This is a genomic window from Sphingobacterium sp. Lzh-3 (genome assembly GCF_046764375.1).
Taxonomy (GTDB): Bacteria; Bacteroidota; Bacteroidia; order Sphingobacteriales; family Sphingobacteriaceae; genus Sphingobacterium.
Genome location: NZ_CP177226.1, coordinates 2,283,281 through 2,302,511, shown reverse-complemented (window position 1 = coordinate 2,302,511; position 19,231 = coordinate 2,283,281). Strand labels below are relative to the sequence as shown.

Sequence of the window (19,231 nt, the reverse complement as noted above, 5' to 3'; positions counted from 1 at the left end):
CGCGCTATACATGTAATGATCGTTCGCAAAGATATACCTGAAATTTTAATTAAATTTGCCATTAATTTAATTTAAAACGACATGGATCAAACAAATCATACATTGACAATTGAACGCATTCAGAAATCAACCTTTGTCTGGTTTGAAGAAAACTGGATACACGACAACGAGCTGCACAGTCATCGCAAAGGCCAGTTGATTTATGTCGAACAGGGTTTCCAATACCTTACCGTCGCAGGAAAAATGTATTTACTCCCCCAAAATCACGTTGCCTGGATTCCCTCTGGTGCATTACACAAGACCAACACGCACTCTGAGCGCATCAAGCTTATGGTACTTTTTTTTGATACTCCACAATTTGACAGCGTACAAGACCAGTTGTTTTTCAGTCAGGTGCAGCTATTTTCTGCGCCTAAAGTATTACGGGAAATGATTTTGTATTGTGAAAAATGGTCGAAATTGATTGAAGAAGATAAACATGAAAAAGTTTTCTTGGGTGCTTTACTCCATGAACTCCCCTATTTCGCCGCACAATTGCTCCAACTTGGGATCACCCTTCCTCAGGAGAATAGACTTCAAGCCGTCTTAAATCACCTACATGACCATTACACAGAAGCCTGCACCTTAGACGAGATTGCCCTGTTGTCCAATCTTTCGCTCCGAACTATTGAGCGCCTTTTTAAAAAGGAAACCGGAATGACACTTGCAAAATATCAGCAGTTACTCCGCATTATCAAGAGTTTGGAACTTCTTAGCACAAAACAATTCACCATCTCCCAAATTGCATATAAAGTCGGTTATAAAAGCGTGCAAGCGTTCACCAATAGCTTTTATGCTGTAATGAAATATAGACCTTCGAGCTTCATGGTGGACTAGTTTCAGCACAGCTACAGGCAACTTGTAGCTGAACAGCCACAAAATCCAGAACGTTTTAAAAAAATAGTAATGAATAGTTGCACAGGTGTAATATTTACACTATCTTTGTATCATCATAATTTAGGTTTATAATTGGTTATTTAAGGTTTTCATTCTCCCCGTTTGAAAACCTTTTTTTTTTCACCGCCCCTCAAATCATTTCACCGCTCCACAAACGTAATAAATCCCCCCTACACCCAAACAAAAGCAGCAGATAGCATGTTCTAAAAAATAGCATTCAAATTAATTCTAAAAAATTAAAGAAATTCTTTAACAATACTGTATTTTTAACGAATATATTCAGATCAGAAAGGTCACACGAATAGAAAAGAGTTCAAATATTGAAAAAATAATCTAAACATATATGGCAGAACATGGGGATTTGCAAATCGCAATACTAATCGATGCGGATAATGTATCTTATCGAAAGATCGAAGAGATTTTGAATGAAGTCAAAAGATACGGAATTCCAACCATCAAACGCATCTACGGAGACTGGACCAACCATTATGTTGAAAAATGGAAGGACAAACTTCTTACCCACGCGATTACCCCCATACAACAATACAGTTATACCCAAGGCAAAAATTCTACTGATTCCGCATTAATTATTGACGCCATGGATATTCTGCATTCAGACAGAGTGGGTGGATTTTGTATTGTATCGAGCGACAGCGACTTCACCCGCTTGGCCACGCGCCTCCGGGAATCAGGCAAACTTGTAATCGGTATAGGTGAGAAAAAGACACCTAAACCCTTTATCGCCTCTTGTGACAAGTTTATCTATGTGGAAATTTTCGAAAAAAATCAAAAGAAAGAAACAGTCATAAAGAAAAAACAGCTAATTCAACCCAAATCTGCCCCGGTTGACAACCCGGCAAGTATAGCGGTACTGGATGAAGACACCCTAGAACTTTTAAAAGACACTGTCGATGATACAGCTGATGAAAATGGCTGGGCTTTCCTAGGTGAAATCGGAAGTCTTTTCAATAAAAGGAAACCTGATTTTGATGCGCGAAATTACGGATACGACAAGATGTCCCACCTTTTTAAAGCCTACAAGGAAGATTTTGAAATTGAAGAGCGGAACACCGACAAATCCCGCATAAAACACTATTATATCCGTAATATTATTAAACGTCCTTTATCGGCTGTCGCACCTACTCCGCCGATAGAAACTACGAACAAAATTATTCCGGCCGCGGCTGTAAATACAACTGAAAAACCAGCGAATCAAAACAACAGAAAAAAAGGAAGACAGGAGAAAAAACATCAAGATAAAACAGTCCCTCTAACAACAGAAAAAGAGGTTACGCAAAGCGCAGAGTCACAGGAACAAAAAACAGAAACGACAGCCCCAGCAGCAGCTATTTCACCAACAAGCATGCTGTTTCCTTCTGAAGGCAACAAGATTACTGCAGATGATGTAAAAAAGTCACAAATAAGAATCACAAAAGAATTCAAACCTTTATTTCCGACCAAATCCCAAAAATTAAGGATTATGATCAATGCTGGAGAATACGAATGTAATTTTACCTATCGGGGCAGAGGTTTTCACGTCCTCAAATTAGGAAAAGAAGCGGCCACCCAACTAGGACTCATCGAGGGGATCCAAATACAAATTGTCAGACTAAACGAGGTTAGCTTTAGTCTCCAGAATAAATCTGCATAGATTTCAGTTCGCAAATCCCCTTAACTACTTAGGCGATAGGACAACAACACATTTTCCTATCGCCTAATAAAAGAATAAAAACAGTACGCTTGACTAGCTTTCCAGACTTTGTAAGATCATCTTCCCCAACCGGATAAGATCTTTGGATTCAAATCAATTTGCCCACATCATGAGCGCATATCAAGCACCCTTTTCAAAAGACTTATTATATCCCCTACTTCTTCCCTGTAACAGTAATTAGTAGACAAACGCCAATTGCTCGTCTATTGTCCCTTCATTGAATCACAGATTCAAAAATCGTCTATAATCTGTACGCAAAAAAATGGAAAATCCAACTTCTTTGTGTATAGCACAAAGTATTACGATTTTATTATCATCTTATCTTTTAACAGGGGGATAACTAGGGGATAACAGGGGGTTAACAGGGGGTTAGCAGGGGTAAATCCCTGTTAACCCCCTGTTATTACCTTGCAAAAGTAGTGTAACAGCGTTATTAATGAGGAATCTGATAGGAGATTGGGAATAAGCTAAATTCCACCATTGAAAATAAAAGCGATAAAAAAACGGCCAGGAGTGCTTCCGTGGCCGTCATATTCGGTCTTCGTCATATTCGGTCTTATTTACCATAAGCTGCCTGCTTATCGTATTAGAATAACACGACAAGGGTTAGCGTCTTCCTGCAAATTCCATCGTAAAGTGGTAGTTCTCATCGATTGCCATTGGCTTGCGATCTACTTTACGAAAGTCGCGTGCTTCTTCAGTCCATAGAAAAGGATAAAACGAAAAAACTTGATTACCAGTCAAGGATTTGACGTCTTCACTCCAGTCTTTCCATTTAAATGTTTCATAAAACTGTCTGATATCCCCTTTCAAAGCCCAAAAAACAAAGTCCGAATAGCCACATTCCAAACTTTCCCATTGCAAGGTATCTTGAGCAAAATAATAGACCTGTCCAATAGCATCTCCCAGAGCGCCGGCATTGATGGCAAAATAACCACCCAAAACATCGTCAGCTATAAGAAGAAATCCTCCTTTTTCGCCTTCCTTGTCAAAACTCTTGCCCTTATTCCACTCCATAATTCCGCGGTTCAACTTTGGCGAACCGGAGCCTAAAATCCGCAGCCAGCCATCATCGATCAGTATACCACCGCTCCGATGAATAATGGCTCCCATCGGAGATTTTGTCGTAATTTGTGCCCTTAAAAGTTCCTCATCGGCCCGCTTAGGGTTTTGAGGAAGCACTTCATATGAATTTGTCGCTTCCTTCAACCAGCCCTCAACCAGCTTCCATCCCGAATTACTTGTATCAATCAGTTCTTTTAGACTTTTCATTTCTTGTGCTTTTATATGCCCTGGTCAACTATCCTCCAACCGACCGGGAGACTTCCTGTTTCTATCAATTTTGCCGAAATTACCACAATTCTTTATCGCATCCAAATTACAGCCTGCACAAGAACGTATCGAAAAAAAATATTCATCGAAAACATGAACATAAAGATTAGGAACCTTGCATCTATTTTAAGTAATTTTAGATTATGCAACATGAATTAGAAAAACTCAGATACCCCATAGGTCGTTTCGCGATACCCGATGTAATTGACAGCTCCCTGTTGAATGACTGGATCAAGACAATTGCAGATTTTCCGGCTCGGTTAAAATCCGAAGTCGGCGACCTTACGGACAGTGCGCTAGAGAAGCTTTACCGTCCTGACGGCTGGACGATACGTCAGGTCGTTCACCATTGTGCCGACAGCCATATGAATAGCTTTGTCCGCTTCAAATTGGCCCTAACGGAAGAAGATCCAACCATCAAATTATATGAAGAAAAATTGTGGGCCGAACTTCCCGACGCCAAAATAATTCCCATAGAAAGTTCGGTAAAATTGCTTGAAGGTCTACATGAACGTTGGGTCATACTGCTGAAAAGCCTTTCAGCTGAACAACTTGAAAGGGGTTTTATTCACCCCGTTACCAAAAGACTAATTTCTTTAAAGGTTAATATAGGCCTGTATGCATGGCATTGTAACCACCACCTCATGCATATTGTCAACGCCAAAAACCATTGATGGAATTACATAGCACAATGATCTTTTGACTGGCAGTCAAAAGATCATTGTGCTAAATTCACTTTATTGCCTTCACTTTACGACAATGACATCGCCCACAAAAAGGCCAGCAATCCTGCAATCAGGAGTCCAATAAGGCCCGACAGAAAAAACGACAGAAAATAATACCCCGCGGTTCGTGTTCTCTTCTTTACGATATGAACAATACCTACCGTTAACGTATAAATCGTTCCAAATCCAAAAAAAACAATCATGATCAAGTCGATCAGAATGCCACTAAAATCAATATTTGCTGATGATAACATGATTTAATTTTTCTTTTTAAATAGTTTACTAAAAAAGGAAGAACTTACATTTGAATCTTCGGACTGATTATCCCATTGCAATAAATCCTGTTCGATATCCAGTTCATTGGTTTTTGCAAAACCTAACCAATGGACAAATTTTTCCTGATTTCTAAATGTAGGATCATTCTTGTAATAATCCAATAAGCGCGCTGTGGCACTTTCGTAAACGCCGTAGTCATTGGCACGCTCAAAATAGTGGATCGCTTTTTTACTGTCCTTTTTAAATTTCAGTCCCCGATCATAGAGCAATCCATAATAGATATTGGAATAACTATTTTCCTTATCTCTTTTCAAGTAAACCAATAGACGATCATAATCTTCCAAACTGTAATAGATAGCGGCTATATTGCTGTTATTTTCAACTAATTTTAATTCCGCTTTCTGATAATAAGTGAGGGCTTTTTCCAGATCTTCTTCAACATAGGTCCCACTTGAATAAAAGTAACCTAAGTTGGACAAAGCATAGCCATTCCCCAATTCGGCTCCTTTCATGTAAGCATCAAATGACTTTTTCAAGTCTTTGTTATAGCCGATTCCATACTGAAAGAGGTAGCCAATTGCATTCCAGGCAGGGGCATATTCTTTTTGGGCGGCCTGTTCATAATATTGAATTCCCCTGTCCAAATCTAAAAAACGATTGTCTTCGCTATCGGTATCCGTAAAGATATTCCCAAGTTCATGCATGCTGCTTTCATTTCCCTGGTTGGCAGAAAAGGTAAAATAGCGCATCGCCTTTTCAACATCGCCCTGCCGGTAGCAGTCTAAGGCCATATGATACAAGGTATAACTATCATAGCTGGATTCAAAATTATCGCCCTTTGCACTCTTCCATCGTTCAAAAAAACGACTACATACATCAAAATCTTCCCCTGACAATTGATCCAGCTTCTTCAGAAATTGGCCATATTGTTCTTCTTGAATTACTTCCACACCATCGTAGCCTTTTTTATATAAGAGGTCACCTTGCAATAACATCAGATCCTGATAGTGATTGACGCTTGCACAGACATAATCATAGGCGGAGCTGAGGGCCCTTTGCACTGCGTCAAAATAGTAATATCTTCCCGAATGGTCTTTCAGAATAAAATAATCCATCACAGCAGCATATACAATTTTCACATAGTGCGTTGAGAGCGGGATCAGCCAGGCCTTTTCAGCAGCCTGATAGATCCCACTTCCGGCAGCTGTTTGGATGATATAGCAATCCCAGGCACCATTACCGAAATCAGTTCCCCCTTGAACGGATTGCATTACCAAGTCTTGCAGTACATAGGCACGGGCTTCCAGATCGTACAAACGAATGCTGCCGGAATCGGCAAAGAATAATGCACCGCGACCGTTTCCAGCATTGAGTATATCAACATCTTTGACCAGGATAGTTCCATCTGGAGACAAAACAGATTTTTTCTTTTTGTTATTCAAATTGACCGCATAAAAATCAAACAGCAGTTCGCTCAGTGCACCACTGGCAAAAGCACCAAGTAAAATACCACTGTTGGAATAATAATGACGCAGTTTATTTTCGGGAATATCTTGATAGATAAATCCATCATAATCTATGTCAAACGGTTTGTCTGCACCCACCACATTAAAGAACCGACCTTGGGCGTCGATAATGTAGTATTGCTGATCTTTCTTTCCCTGGTAATAACCGTAAGCAAAATCTTCGAGTTCATCATATTCAAGCGGTATGATTATTTCTCCATTTCCGATGTTGATCAATCCGTACTTTTTAGCTAAGCTCACCTTACCAACGGTTGATCCAGCCCCATATTGGGCTGGCGCTGCCGATGAATAAATACAGGGAATAGTTTCTTCGCCGCCCCTATTCAAATAACCGAACAGGTCATTTTTCTTTATGGCAGCGATCCCTTCATAGTCAAAATCACCAATTTCCTGATAGCTTGCTTCGACCTTCACCTCCCCTTTTGCATTGCGTATCCCCCAAAGCCCCTGGTCTTCAAAAAATTGATTATCGAGACTATCAATCGCTTCGCTATTCCACCAGCCCAAGCCATAGTTGCCCCATTCCAGCTCGAGCATCGCTAAAAAAGAGGTATAACCAGCGGGTATCAAAATAGATTCGAGCTCAGCTATGGATTGTTTTTCGATTGCTTTTTCATAGGGCAAATTCTTCTCATAGATTTCAAATGCAAAATCTTTTGCCTGTTGACTATGTTTAACATCGCTCATGTTAAATACATCACTCGCGTTTAGCTGGAAGTAATCAAAGGGCAAACCGTCCAAAAAATCGAACAGTTTCCCGATAGCAGCCATGGCCAACGCATCTGAATTTAACCTATATTCATGAATGAGCAAATCATAAAAAGCGCGAAGCTTACGGATTCCAGGCTCCTTTTCGGAATAAACCAAGGTACCTTTTGCCTTCGGATTAGCAGCAAATAAGGGTAAAAAAAGCGGCGGAATCACATAATTCCATTCCCCTAAATAATGCGGAAAGTAATCTTGATCCTTCTTATCTGTATTGTAAATATATATGCGATGAGCCATTTTCTATGGGATAATAATTCTCTTCCTATTGATCAATTTCAACAGTATTTTCTTTAGCAAAATTTAACCAAAACTCGTATTTATCCGCGTTTGCTGCAGCTCCATGCGCAGCATACAGCTGCAGCAAACGATTGACAGCATAGGCATACACGTTTTCTTCATTGGCTTGTTCATAGTAACGGATCGCTTTTGGCAAACTTTGTTTAACGCCCAGTCCTTCCTCATACAAAATCCCATAATAAATAGCAGCAAATTGATTTGTGGTATCCCTTTTTAAATAACGCAATAAGTTCGCGTAATCTTGTTTTTGATAATAGATTTCTGCCATTTGCGCATCGTTGGGGATACCCGCTTTTTCAGCTTGTTTAAAGTAATCTAAAGCTAAGGCATAGTCCTGCTCCACATAGGCTCCTTCGTAATACCAATTCCCTAAGTTGCTCATGGCTTGCGCCTCTCCAAGCGTAACAGCTTGTTGATACCCTTTTAAGGCCTTCGAAATATCCAATTCAACACCATGCGCTGTCGCATAGAGAAAGGCCCAGTTATTCCATGCCTGAGCGTGGTTCTGCGCCATTGCCTGTTCATAGAAGAACTTTCCCTTTGCGATATCCATCCCTTCGTAGCTTGTGTCGGTATAGATATTTCCAAGGAAATATTGGCAGTCTGCACTGCCCCGATCGGCCGCGATTTTGAGCAGCCGAATGGCTTCGGATACCTTCCCTTCAGCATCGAGCTTCTTCCCCTTTTCAAGAAGTGTGTCATTATCGAAATACTGTTCATATCCATCACCCTTGCGTTTCGTCCAGGCTTGGTAAAACTGCACAAAATAGCTTTGATCACGCCCCTGTAACTGATAACGTTCTGTATATAAATGCCCGAATGCTGTTTCGGGCATCTCTATCACATTCCGGTTTAGGTCGAGATGAAAGATCTTCTCGCCCTTAAAAAGCAACAGGAGTTCGCCTGAGATTGCCTCAAGCGCTGGATAATGAAAAGGCGAACAAATATAATCGTAAAGCTCACTGCAAAAGTTAAGCTTCGTATCGAAATAGCGCATTCCAGCAGCACAGTGTATGCGCATAAAATCCAAAAAGCAATGTTCGATTTTCTGACGGTCAATAGCAGGTTCAAGTAACCACTCCCCTCGAAGAGCATCATAAATCCCCAGTCCTTGAGCACAGCTCACGACAAAAATATCTTTACGGTATTGCTGTATGCTATCTACAGCTACTTTATCTATCAGGCTATCCATCAGTCGAAATACCCCCTGCTCAAGCGAGTAAATCTGCCATCTTTTATTTTTGAGATAGGCAATACTTCGATAGCCATCCAACACGATGATTCGGTCAATTCCTTCATCCAAGATATTACCATCGGGTTGAATGACGGCAATTTTTGGCTGTAGCTTATTGGGTTTAATCCAAAAATATCGATTGGCTAGCGGCTCCAGACTACCTTCCAGAAAAGTCCCTAAATACTGACCGTCCATTCGGTAATATTTCCTTTTTATCGTTCCTTTTTGCCGGTTATAGAACAGCTTGTTATAGTCATACATAAACGGCTCGGGTGCAGGATCTGAAATAATCAATCGTCCTTCAGCCGAAAGGAGAATGTGGCTATCTTCTTGTCTTGCGTTTATAAATCCATAGGCGATCCAGTCGAGTTCATCATAGATTGCAGGTATACTCAGCTGTTTGGCATCCAAATGCAGTACCCCACGTTTTCCTGCCACTTCCACTTCAGCGTAATTGTTCCCATTGATATGCCGGGCATCGAAAGCGTCACTATATAGACAGGACAGCAGTTCAGCGCCACTAGCATTGATATAGCCATATAGTCCATTTGATTCAACGACCGCAATCCCCTGGTCATTGAATTCAAATATCTCATCGTAAACCGCCTCAACCAAAATATCACCTTTGGCATTTTTTAATCCTTGTTTTCCTTCCACTTCGAAAACCTCTGCTCCTTTCTCCTGCACAAGCTCCTCTGCCCATAAGCCCAAGCCATAATCAATCCAATCGGTTTGAAGAGCATCTAAAAATGAAGTATAACCAGACTCTTTCACAAGCGGGGCCAGCAGATCTAAGGACTGTTCTTCGACCGCTTGTTCATACAAAGCGGCCTTCATTCTTATTTCCGACACCCAATCTTTGGCCTGCTCCGCGTCATTTTCTTCATTCATGGTAAAAACATCGCGTCCATCGATTTGAAAAGTATCGAAAGGCAAAGCCTCCAAAAAATCAAACATTCTGTTGACAGGCTCAAAATATATTTTTTTATAATGCAATTGATACCTATCAGCCAACAACGCATAAAAATAGCGCAGTCGTGCGATCCCATCTTCCTTGTTTGCATAAAGCTGGCTGCCTTTGGACCGGATATTGGCGGAAAATAAAGGTAGCATCAGGAAAGGAATTTCATAATTCCATTCGGCCAGATAAGAAGGATATGTTTCTTTGGTCTTGAGATTTACATTATAGATATAAATACGATGTGCCATGTGCTAATTTTTCTGTTTGTCGTTGTATCGCAGTAATCCATTCCATACGACAAGAATCATGCGAATGCTGTAAAAATACCGTATTTATCATTTTTTTTATTTAGCGGAAAACAGGGATTTTTTTCTCAGCCTATTTCAGGCAACTTTGGTTTGGATTTTGTAACGGAAAGAACAATGAATCATTTCAAATACAGTTATTATATCGGCGCATTGATACTTCTTTCATTGCAAATTGCCTGTCAGGAAAAATCAAAGCCACAGGAAGCACACCTAGCACCCGCAAAAACGACGGAAAGGCCAGTCAAAGATACTGTCTTAAAAGACACCGCATTGCCAAAACACGCCAAACTGGATAGTATTGACCATGCCAATGCGCAAAGTGTACTGGAATCTGATAAAGTCACCAAAGCTTACGTGAAGTTGACTGCTAAAGACAGTATTATACGCCTGCATTCCAATATACGTATAGATCATCGCTTCTTTGGTTACGAGCAAGCAGACACACAGGCTAAGAAGCTGCTTTTATTTTCCATCTTTACCAACGATGTGGCAGATAATCCTTACCAACTTAAACTGGGTGCATATTACGATACCTCTGGCTTAGACAGTAAGGGCTCAAAACTAAAATATGTGGACACAAAGGGTGATTTTGTGCAAGCTAAATTCATCGATTCGACAGATATACCGGTATGCACGATCTATTTTGAAAAAAAATGGGTCGATATCGAATAAAAAACAAGTATAACCTATTTCAAAAAAGTACAACTAACCTAAAACAACCATGAAGTTCACTATAAAAACTATTTTTCTACCCTGTATAGCATTGCTTTTTAGCTGCCAACAAAAGAATGAGGCTAAAAAAACAGCCATTGCAGTTAGTACTCCCGTCAGTATAGACACTTTACAGAAAAAGGAGGCGATGAAATCCACATCCAATGATGACCTGGCTCTTTTTAATCAGCTTTATCCGATTGCTATTCTTCAGCCGGAGAGCAAAAATAGTTTCAAGAAATATGGTATCGAATTTTCAGGAATATGTTATGCTTGTGATCTTGCAGAAATCAAAATAAATAAAAAACAGCTGCTTTTGGTCAATGTCTGTGATTCCAATGAAATCTATCAAATTAAAGATTTCACGTATAATGTTCGTGATAGCAGTCTCACGATTAAGACCAAAAATCAGGAGTTTTCCTTCAAGAAAATAGAGAAAGAGCCTATTTTCGAATTACAAATCAAAGGGAATTCGTTGTTGTTAAAGAATAAACGTATCGCAAAATACTACACCCAAAAATCTTTGATCGATCAATTTGAAGTACATGATTGTGGTGATTTTCAGGGTTAGCACCGGCTTGATTTCGTTGGTGTTCACGAATAGCAACAGATCAGGAGAATAAAACAATCCCGATTATTAATAGATTGACCTTATACGAATTAGACAGGATAAGAACAGGCAGTATTTCATTTCTGCCTGCTCCCCCTGTTCTACTTATACTTCAAAATAAAACTTATAATTCAAAATAAAACCCCGATTCAGTAAGTTCTTTATATTTTACCCTGTCAAAACTATAAATCTTCGCAGCCCTGGCACGCCGATCTTTCTGCTTATCACTGTGGTCGATCAATAAACCCATGCTGAGGATTTTTTTTCGAAAATTCCCACGGTCAATTGACCGTTGCAAAACAGTTTCATACAAATTGTGCAAATCGGGCAAGGTAAACTGTTCGGGCAGAAGCTCAAAACCGATCGGCTGATAACGTATTTTCCCTTTGAGCCTTTCGATGGCGGTATTCAAGATCTGTTTATGGTCAAAAGCGAGGTCTTTATTTTCATCAATGCCAAACCATTTTACAGCTTCAATATCCGCACCCGCTTCCAAGATATACGTTTCAGGCTTGACAAGCGCATAATAAGCAATACTGATCACTCTTCCGCGCGGATCACGTGTTAAGTCTGAAAATGTATAAAGCTGTTCAAGGAAAATATCCTCGAGACCGGCCTCCTCCTGCAGTTTACGAAGCGCACAGTCGTCGGCGCTTTCATCTTCCCGAATAAAACCTCCAGGAAACGCCCATTTTCCCAAGAAAGGTTCTATTGCACGTTTGGTCAATAATACCTTAAGCTGGTTTTTATCAAAGCCGAAGATCACACAGTCAACCGTTACCGCAGGTCTCGGATATTCATATACATATTTTTTTGCTGAGCTTGCCATGTACTACAAATTTACTTCGGTTGACAATTTGATCTGTATCCCATATTTTTCTTTTAAAGCGTCAAACTGCAGAAGGGTTTGCTCTTCAAATCCGGCAATCGGCGACATGCAGTCGATCAACAAGGTGATACGGGAGGTGATGGACCAATCATGTGCAAAATATTCCAAAATCTGCACCGCAGAAGCCAATACGCAATGGCTTGAGGCCTCTCCCGCAATATAAATGGCATCGTGTGCCCGTATTGCTTCAAGCACAGCATGGTTGACAAATTTATTACCATCATACTCGGCTTTAATAATACCATACATTTCCGTATTCGGATCCTGTCCTTTGTAAACCAAAACTGGTTTTACCTGACGCACAGCACTATGAAAATAGAGCATATTCGTAAATTGACTCTCAAGCTGTGCGCCAGAGGTCCCCTCCAAACAGTGGTATGGCCAGATACATAATTGTTTTTTTCCCTCAGCTTCCAAATGCTGAAGATAATCCAGCGCTAAGGCTGTATGACCATTCACAGCACGCCAGATACCGTCGCGGACATCAGCATAGCGAATGATGGTAAATGGCTCCGGATGATTTCCTTCCGTATCCAGCCACCAGTCGGCATGGAAAATCTGCATCATCGAATGGCAATCAAGACTGCACATCACTTGTGTCAGGGAGCCCAAATTACGATACATCCATTGTGTTAGACGCAGAACATCTGCTTTGGAACCATTGACCGCAAGACTCCCAATAGATTCCATAAAATCGTTCTGAACATCTATTGCCAAAAGCAGCGTCCGTTTCACGTCTAAAGCTGCAGGCCGGACCTGCTCCTTTTCTGCCAATGCCAGCATTGCCGGTATATTATCCCTTTTGCCGCTGGCAATATGCTGCACATCGACAATCTGATCAAATGGTGTTATCATGCTATTCATTTTATTTAATCAATATCTATTTCAACGCCGCATTTATTACGCAAAACGATGAAGCCATTAAACTTTTCTTCCAGTTAAAAATCATCTTCATTAAAACATTGTTTTTGTCTCCTGTTAGCTGCTATGGAGTGCTTGCGTCGATTGCCTTAACTAGTTAAAATTAACCCTTGAACGTAGGCACTGCTGCAAACTTGTGCGCAGATTGTTGTATACGTTTACGAATAAGTTCATCTATAACCGGGTCGCCCGATGTACCTTTCAAAATAAACCCATCGATTTGCGCATAAGTCATTCCCAGTTCATCTTCATCGGTCTGTCCTTCCCAAAGGCCGGCAGACGGACTTTTATACTGAATAGATTCGGGTACGCCCAGGTATTTTGCCAAGGTATATACTTCCTGTTTGGTCACCATTGCCAACGGATTCAGATCGTAGGCGCCGTCGCCCCATTTCGTAAAATAACCTACTGTAGCTTCGGCCATATTCCCCGTACCAATAACAAATCTACTGCCCAGTTGCGCAAATTGATACAAATATGTCATGCGCACACGTGGGCGAATATTTGCTAGGCTCAAGGCGCGGTTAGCGGCTGTGGCTCCGGCGACAAATTGTTCTTGGTGAATTGCCAAGGCATCCACAGCAGGCTGAATGTCAAACACATGAAACGGAAAATCAAACTTCTGAATAAGCTCCATCGCATGCTGATGGCTTTTACTATTATTCATATCGCTGCCATAGGGCATCATGATCAAGTGAACATCCACTTGTGCCAGACGGCATAAGCAGGCCACAACACTGCAGTCGATACCACCGCTCATTCCTAGTACAAGTCCCTGACGGCCGGCAGATTTCACTTGCTGAGCAATCCAGGATGCCATCAATTGTGCATACTGTGCAACGTTTTCATCCTGGATGAAAAACGGTTTGTTTACGCTATTTTCCATATACTCGAATTGTTTCAGTTTTCAATCTATTCCTTATTTCTTCAAAACGCGTTGTGTGTGTAAATTCACCGTCCAAATAACAGGTTTGGAGTAGGTTTCTACTTTCCAGTTCAGCTATAGTTTGTGGATTCAGGTTATCTATTAAACGAAATTCATCATTTTCAAATACCACAGCCACCATACCCTTTTGTGACTTCTTAAAGTTTCCCGTATCTGTAGCCGGACGTTTCTGAATTGCTTTAAATTCTCCATTGATAATTTCGGCAGTTCCTTTTAACGCAAAACCAAAAGTATCGCGTGTAACATATTGATAGGTATAAGAGCCTATTCCCAATATGGTATTGGTGGAAGCAAAGCCCTTATCGAGCAGACCTTGACATATTTTATCGGCTCTATCCACTGTAATGGAATCACCATAAACCACTCCGATATGTGGATCCAGCTCCTTAAATCCCTTGCTGTTGGTCGTACCGCCAAAAAGTTCAAATAAACGTTCGACAATACCTTTCTGAACAGTACTGCGATCAGATGCCACATCACCACAGATAATTTTTACAGGATCGCCACTATCGGGGCGAATAACAACTTTTCCTTCCCTAGCCATAATAACATCTTTCAGTTTCGGCAATACATTGTCAACTACATTCCAGAGGTCATACGTATCCGATACGATGGAAATATTTCCACTTGGGTATACCTTGGTAATCAGATGCCGAAATGCTTCCAATTCATCCTCACCGTAGGAACACATCACACTGTGCTCCGTAGACGGGGTGTACATCATCACATCACTTTCTGCATGATAGTAGGATTTCAGATACTCCCTAACGGAAAGCGTAGCTGAGACACCGAAGCTCAACAGATGCCCCCCAGCTGTACGATAAGCCGTTTCAGGAGAGCCCATGCCACGCATGGAAAAATCACCAGCTTGGGTAAAGACTTTATTGACGTCGCCCGTTTTCTCGGCAAAACCCGTCAATAATCTTTTATAGCGATCTGCAATTGTCGCTGCTGTCATCGGTGACCAGATATAGGCCGATAATTGTGTCTCCAGATAACCCGGAAGCCAGAAAAAATTGGGATGTGTATTTTCAATGGTAAACATTGGCACGCCAATAGGCACCAGGCTGCCTTCCGGCAAAGCATCTACTTTGATTGGAAGGTACCCCAGTCGATGTAGGTCGCGAATATGTTTCGATTCATGCATCGAGGCGAACTTTGCGTTTGTATTTTCAAAAACAGCTGCTATTGCCTCTTCGTAAGCCGCCACGACCTCTTCTTCCGGTTGAGCAAAAAAGTTTGCATCAAATGAATTCGTGATTTCGGCCAAGGCCCCCTGTAATCCAAAAAACACAACATGACTAATGCCTTCTATGCGTGACATGCGTGGCGTCCAAGTCTCATAAACCCATTGCGTATGTGCAGGGTATTGATCCTTATGGCACAATTTATAACCATCTGTCCAAAGTATTGGATTCATGCTCATTGATTTAAACATAACTTTCAGTCGTTAAGTTGATATAATTTATTTTGGGGTGCTCGGTATCCATCATGGAATTGGTGGTAAAGACATTGGTTATGGGTGAATCATCATCCAGCAGATTCCCTTTAAAAATTCGGGGTTCGCAATGTGTGACCAAAAGATAGACTGCACTGGCTCCCATTTCTTTCAATATTTTCCCGGCCCAAAGAAATGTTCCCCCTGCCGAACACAGATCATCGACAATAATACATTTTGCGCCGAGCGGAATATCTCCGGCTTTAAGTTCCATCCCTTCGATCCGGCCTGTTTGTGGATTCCGCTTTTTCTCAAAAACACAGCTATTTTCATAGCCGCTGTTGATGTAACGTGCCGCAGCTCCTTTATCCGGGAAAACAATCCGATCTGATTCCGAAAAATCAAGTTTTTCCATTAATTGTGGCAACCAGTCCAATGCCGGATAAATCCCAACACTGTTCGCCAGCAGCTCCAGCGTCACATTGGAATGCGGTTCGACAACAGATACTGCATCAAATTGCAAACTATTGATAAACTCCGACACATATTTCAATGTGAATAAATCACCTTCAATTTTGCGATCCATACGGCTATAAGGCATATAACGGATCAGTAACCGACAAGTTTCAGCTTCGGTTTCATCCAATCGCTTTTTGACAAAAAGCAAGCGGATTAAATCCCCGTCCTCCTGATAAGTAAATTCAATGAGATTGTTCTTTAAGATCAACTGATCAAAATCTTTCACTTTTGTCTCCCCATTTGGAAATTGCTCTGTGACTATCTGATGCTTATTTAATACAATCATAGTTTTTAATTTTGATTTTCACTATTGAGTACTTTTTACTCAACAAATATGAAGATTAAATTTAAGCTTGCAAAATATGTTGAGTACTTTTTACTCATAAAATCAAACAACAACACATATAACACTGTATATCAGTAAAATAATTTAAATAAAACAACGTAGCAAAAAATTCATCCCCCATTTCTAAATAGTGAACATGAAACTGATTTCCTGATTAGCATATAGCTAATCAGGATAAGTATTAAATCGAAACATACGGATACCAACTCATATCTAATAACAATTTTTAATCACTATTTAGACAGTCATTAGTCATTGATTATACAGTATATACTGAGCCATCACTGAACAAGCAATGAACAAACAATGTTAAAAGGTAAAATTTGATGCCGCTCTGATCCCTTTTTTTGCTACTACGGCTTTCCGCTCTTCGTTTGATAACGGGTCAAAAGAAAAACACGTACTACAAGACAGAAAAATGCGATGCAAATGTTGACTACACAGGCCTATAGGAAATGTTCAGATGATAAAAAACCGCTGAGAGACAGTTTCAATAAAAATTAGCTGATTATAGGGATTGAAATTTTGCGATAAAACATGATCTTTGTCTATACCAAAGTCACAAAATTCTTTGTCAGCCCACAAATGTGCTAGCAAAGAATTTGAATTACTTAAGCATAAAGCATGGAATTAGCCAATCTTATCAAACAGGATATTGAGTCAATCTTACAAATTGAATCTCAAGACATCAAACAATTGGTCGAGGACTATCGCGAAGACTTAATGGATGCGGATACCTATGACGCCATTGATGCGTACAATATGCTCTATTCGAATATTTACGAAATGTCCGAGGAAGAATACCTGGATGCTTTTCGTACGCTGGGAGAAGCCTATCCAAACTTTGGCAAGGCCGATGAAAATGACGTCAAAAAATCCATCGCTGAATTGGAACGATTAAAACATGCTTTTAATGAACTACAACTCCATACAACAGAAGGCAAACAGCTTCTAGCATTGCAATTAGCGGTTTTGGAACTGGACATTCAGGTCTATCAAAAACAAATCTTGTCGCCGACTACACTTGAGATACAAGCTGAGATCAACTTACTGGAAACCGAATCGTTTGGATTAACCAATCAGATCAATCAGTTTTTAGAACAATACCACGATTAGTCATGCGATCATTTTATCCAATGAATCGCTTAGGGTTAAAAAGAGGTCTTTGCCTTCTTTACTTACTAGCCGGCCTTGCAACATCGTTGTTTGCAGATCAAAACAAGATCGTTTTTCAGTCACAGCAGCAGCCAGGAAACAGTCTACCCTTTTACATTACGGACCAAGGGACGCTTTGTTATAATTTGCCTGTGGACACCATGGGCGTATACGCTATACAGATCAATCTCAACAGACTTTTCCCGACCGCAACTGCGGAGCATCTTCGTTCAAAATATTATAAACTATCAGACAGCACAATAACAATAATCAACTATGCCGAACCGGCTATCTCCATCAACTATAGGGTTACTGAAAACAACTTTGTAATACCAAAATCCTCCAATTGGCTCGCGGACTATCAACCTGAATTTCAATTCATCGCTTTGGACAGCCTCAGACACATGGAGAACTTATTCGACACGAACGATTTGAACGGCCTAATGCAGCTGGAAGCAACCAAGCTCCCTTTTGAAAATATACTTTTATTTTTTAGTCAGCTGCATGGATTTTCTACAGTGGAGGAGTTTAGCAGCAATGCCATTCATCGGATTTTAGAAAAGGATCAGTATGCTATTGCCAAACAATTTCATCACTTATTTCTGACCAGAAACAAACAAGTCGATGATTTCGAAGTACTGAAGGCGGCGATAGAAAAAAACGACATGGATTTTATCCGTAAAAGCTCTTTAAATAGTCTGAACCGTCTGGGTATAGATGAAGTTAAAGCCGATTATAGCTTCACACAATGTACACTACTAGGAAAAGCGATCTTAACGAAAAACAACATAGCCATAGCGTATCTTTTGCAGAAAGGTGCCGCTAAAGAGAAAGTATATCAGTATGGATCCGACGTATTATCTGCTTTTCAACTCGCCGAAAGGACCAAGTCGAAGAAAATCATTAAACTATTTCAGTAAATTCAGAAATAAAACAATGAAAAAGACACTTATTTACCTGATATCCCTTGTTCGTTATCTTGTGATCACCGCAGCGCTAACACTGCCAGTTCATGCGCAAAAAAAGCCAATGGGTCCTAAGCAATCGAAGGCTAACTCAAAACTACCCCAATTCAACGATGGCGATATGATCTTTCAGTCTTCTATTTCACCGCAATGCAAGGCCATCCAATTAGCAACGCGTTCTCTGTATTCCCATTGTGGGATTATTTTTTACGAGCAGGGCAAACCTTACGTACTGGAAGCCGTACAGCCCGTAACTGTTACGAAGTTAGAACACTGGATTCAGCGTGGCGAAAAGCAGCATTACGCGGTCAAGCGCCTCAAAAATGCAGACCAGCTACTGACCAATTCGAAACTGGCCAAAATGAAAGCAATCGGCAAAGATTTTATCGGCAAAAATTACGACGCGACATTCGAATGGTCAGACGATAAGATCTATTGCTCGGAATTGATCTGGAAAATATACCAGCGTGGAGCAGGCATCGAAGTCGGGAAACTTGAGAAACTGAAAGATTTTGATTTAAGCAGCCCCGAAGTGAAAGCTAAGCTGAAAGAGCGTTATGGTAACAGCGTTCCGCTGAATGAAACGGTCATATCACCCGCCTCAATTTTTAATAGTCCATTGTTGATTACGGTGACGAGTAATTATTAAGCAGGCTC

17 protein-coding genes are annotated in these 19,231 nt (G+C 40.6%); 8 read left to right on the top strand and 9 right to left on the bottom strand.

Features of this window, described 5'->3' with window-relative positions:
* Positions 1 to 81 precede the first annotated feature (81 nt).
* Complete coding sequence (locus ACLCDV_RS09375) at positions 82 to 876, top strand: AraC family transcriptional regulator (protein WP_343567148.1); 795 nt, start codon at positions 82 to 84, stop codon at positions 874 to 876.
* 403 nt (positions 877 to 1,279) lie between these two features.
* Positions 1,280 to 2,587 carry an NYN domain-containing protein gene (locus tag ACLCDV_RS09370; RefSeq protein WP_333575538.1) on the top strand — a complete coding sequence of 436 codons (1,308 nt, stop codon included), beginning with the start codon at positions 1,280 to 1,282 and terminating at the stop codon, positions 2,585 to 2,587.
* Between the two features lie 666 nt (positions 2,588 to 3,253).
* Here ACLCDV_RS09370 and ACLCDV_RS09365 read toward each other — a convergent pair.
* Positions 3,254 to 3,919 (bottom strand): DUF2625 domain-containing protein, encoded by a 666-nt coding sequence (locus ACLCDV_RS09365; protein WP_411973508.1) that lies wholly within the window; start codon positions 3,917 to 3,919, stop codon positions 3,254 to 3,256.
* Positions 3,920 to 4,122: 203 nt separating this feature from the next.
* On the opposite strand from ACLCDV_RS09365, the gene ACLCDV_RS09360 reads away from it, so the two are divergent.
* Positions 4,123 to 4,653 (top strand): YfiT family bacillithiol transferase, encoded by a 531-nt coding sequence (locus ACLCDV_RS09360; RefSeq protein ID WP_411973507.1) that lies wholly within the window; start codon positions 4,123 to 4,125, stop codon positions 4,651 to 4,653.
* Between the two features lie 77 nt (positions 4,654 to 4,730).
* Here ACLCDV_RS09360 and ACLCDV_RS09355 read toward each other — a convergent pair whose 3' ends face one another.
* Genes ACLCDV_RS09355 through ACLCDV_RS09345 form a run of 3 tightly spaced genes read right to left on the bottom strand, consistent with a single transcriptional unit; the run spans position 4,731 to position 10,014 of the window.
* Positions 4,731 to 4,958 (bottom strand): hypothetical protein, encoded by a 228-nt coding sequence (locus ACLCDV_RS09355; RefSeq protein WP_343567153.1) that lies wholly within the window; start codon positions 4,956 to 4,958, stop codon positions 4,731 to 4,733.
* Between the two features lie 3 nt (positions 4,959 to 4,961).
* Positions 4,962 to 7,511, bottom strand: a complete 2,550-nt coding sequence (locus ACLCDV_RS09350) for a WG repeat-containing protein (RefSeq protein WP_411973506.1) — start codon at positions 7,509 to 7,511, stop codon at positions 4,962 to 4,964.
* Positions 7,512 to 7,536: 25 nt separating this feature from the next.
* Entirely contained in the window at positions 7,537 to 10,014 is a 2,478-nt protein-coding gene (locus ACLCDV_RS09345; RefSeq protein ID WP_411973505.1) for an SEL1-like repeat protein, read from the bottom strand.
* A 174-nt stretch (positions 10,015 to 10,188) separates the two neighbouring features.
* Here ACLCDV_RS09345 and ACLCDV_RS09340 point away from each other — a divergent pair, with 174 nt between their 5' ends.
* A complete protein-coding gene (locus ACLCDV_RS09340; RefSeq protein WP_411973504.1) occupies positions 10,189 to 10,746 on the top strand; it encodes a hypothetical protein in 558 nt (185 codons plus the stop codon).
* A 49-nt stretch (positions 10,747 to 10,795) separates the two neighbouring features.
* On the top strand, positions 10,796 to 11,356 hold the full coding sequence (locus ACLCDV_RS09335) for a hypothetical protein (protein WP_411973503.1): 561 nt from the start codon (positions 10,796 to 10,798) through the stop codon (positions 11,354 to 11,356).
* Between the two features lie 163 nt (positions 11,357 to 11,519).
* On the opposite strand, the gene ACLCDV_RS09330 is transcribed toward ACLCDV_RS09335, so the two are convergent.
* The 5 genes from ACLCDV_RS09330 to ACLCDV_RS09310 all read right to left on the bottom strand — a co-directional run bounded on the left by ACLCDV_RS09330 (position 11,520) and on the right by ACLCDV_RS09310 (position 16,394).
* On the bottom strand, positions 11,520 to 12,224 hold the full coding sequence (locus ACLCDV_RS09330; RefSeq protein WP_411973502.1) for an NUDIX hydrolase: 705 nt from the start codon (positions 12,222 to 12,224) through the stop codon (positions 11,520 to 11,522).
* Between the two features lie 3 nt (positions 12,225 to 12,227).
* The gene (locus ACLCDV_RS09325; RefSeq protein ID WP_411973501.1) at positions 12,228 to 13,139 is read right to left on the bottom strand and encodes a hypothetical protein; all 912 of its coding nucleotides are present in this window, start codon (positions 13,137 to 13,139) and stop codon (positions 12,228 to 12,230) included.
* A 169-nt stretch (positions 13,140 to 13,308) separates the two neighbouring features.
* Positions 13,309 to 14,091 (bottom strand): NAD(+) synthase, encoded by a 783-nt coding sequence (nadE, locus tag ACLCDV_RS09320; protein WP_317667495.1) that lies wholly within the window; start codon positions 14,089 to 14,091, stop codon positions 13,309 to 13,311.
* The gene (locus ACLCDV_RS09315; RefSeq protein WP_411973500.1) at positions 14,081 to 15,571 is read right to left on the bottom strand and encodes a nicotinate phosphoribosyltransferase; all 1,491 of its coding nucleotides are present in this window, start codon (positions 15,569 to 15,571) and stop codon (positions 14,081 to 14,083) included. The genes nadE and ACLCDV_RS09315 overlap by 11 nt, the downstream gene beginning before the upstream one ends.
* A gap of 10 nt (positions 15,572 to 15,581) precedes the next feature.
* Positions 15,582 to 16,394, bottom strand: a complete 813-nt coding sequence (locus tag ACLCDV_RS09310; RefSeq protein WP_411973499.1) for a hypothetical protein — start codon at positions 16,392 to 16,394, stop codon at positions 15,582 to 15,584.
* A 684-nt stretch (positions 16,395 to 17,078) separates the two neighbouring features.
* Between ACLCDV_RS09310 and ACLCDV_RS09305 the strand changes: the two genes are divergently transcribed.
* The 3 genes from ACLCDV_RS09305 to ACLCDV_RS09295 are packed head-to-tail and all read left to right on the top strand — an operon-like array spanning position 17,079 to position 19,223.
* Positions 17,079 to 17,570, top strand: coding sequence for a hypothetical protein (locus ACLCDV_RS09305; RefSeq protein ID WP_336834612.1), 492 nt, complete (start codon positions 17,079 to 17,081; stop codon positions 17,568 to 17,570).
* Between the two features lie 2 nt (positions 17,571 to 17,572).
* Positions 17,573 to 18,529 carry a hypothetical protein gene (locus ACLCDV_RS09300; RefSeq protein ID WP_411973498.1) on the top strand — a complete coding sequence of 319 codons (957 nt, stop codon included), beginning with the start codon at positions 17,573 to 17,575 and terminating at the stop codon, positions 18,527 to 18,529.
* 16 nt (positions 18,530 to 18,545) lie between these two features.
* Entirely contained in the window at positions 18,546 to 19,223 is a 678-nt protein-coding gene (locus ACLCDV_RS09295) for a YiiX family permuted papain-like enzyme (protein WP_317667502.1), read from the top strand.
* Positions 19,224 to 19,231 lie beyond the last annotated feature (8 nt).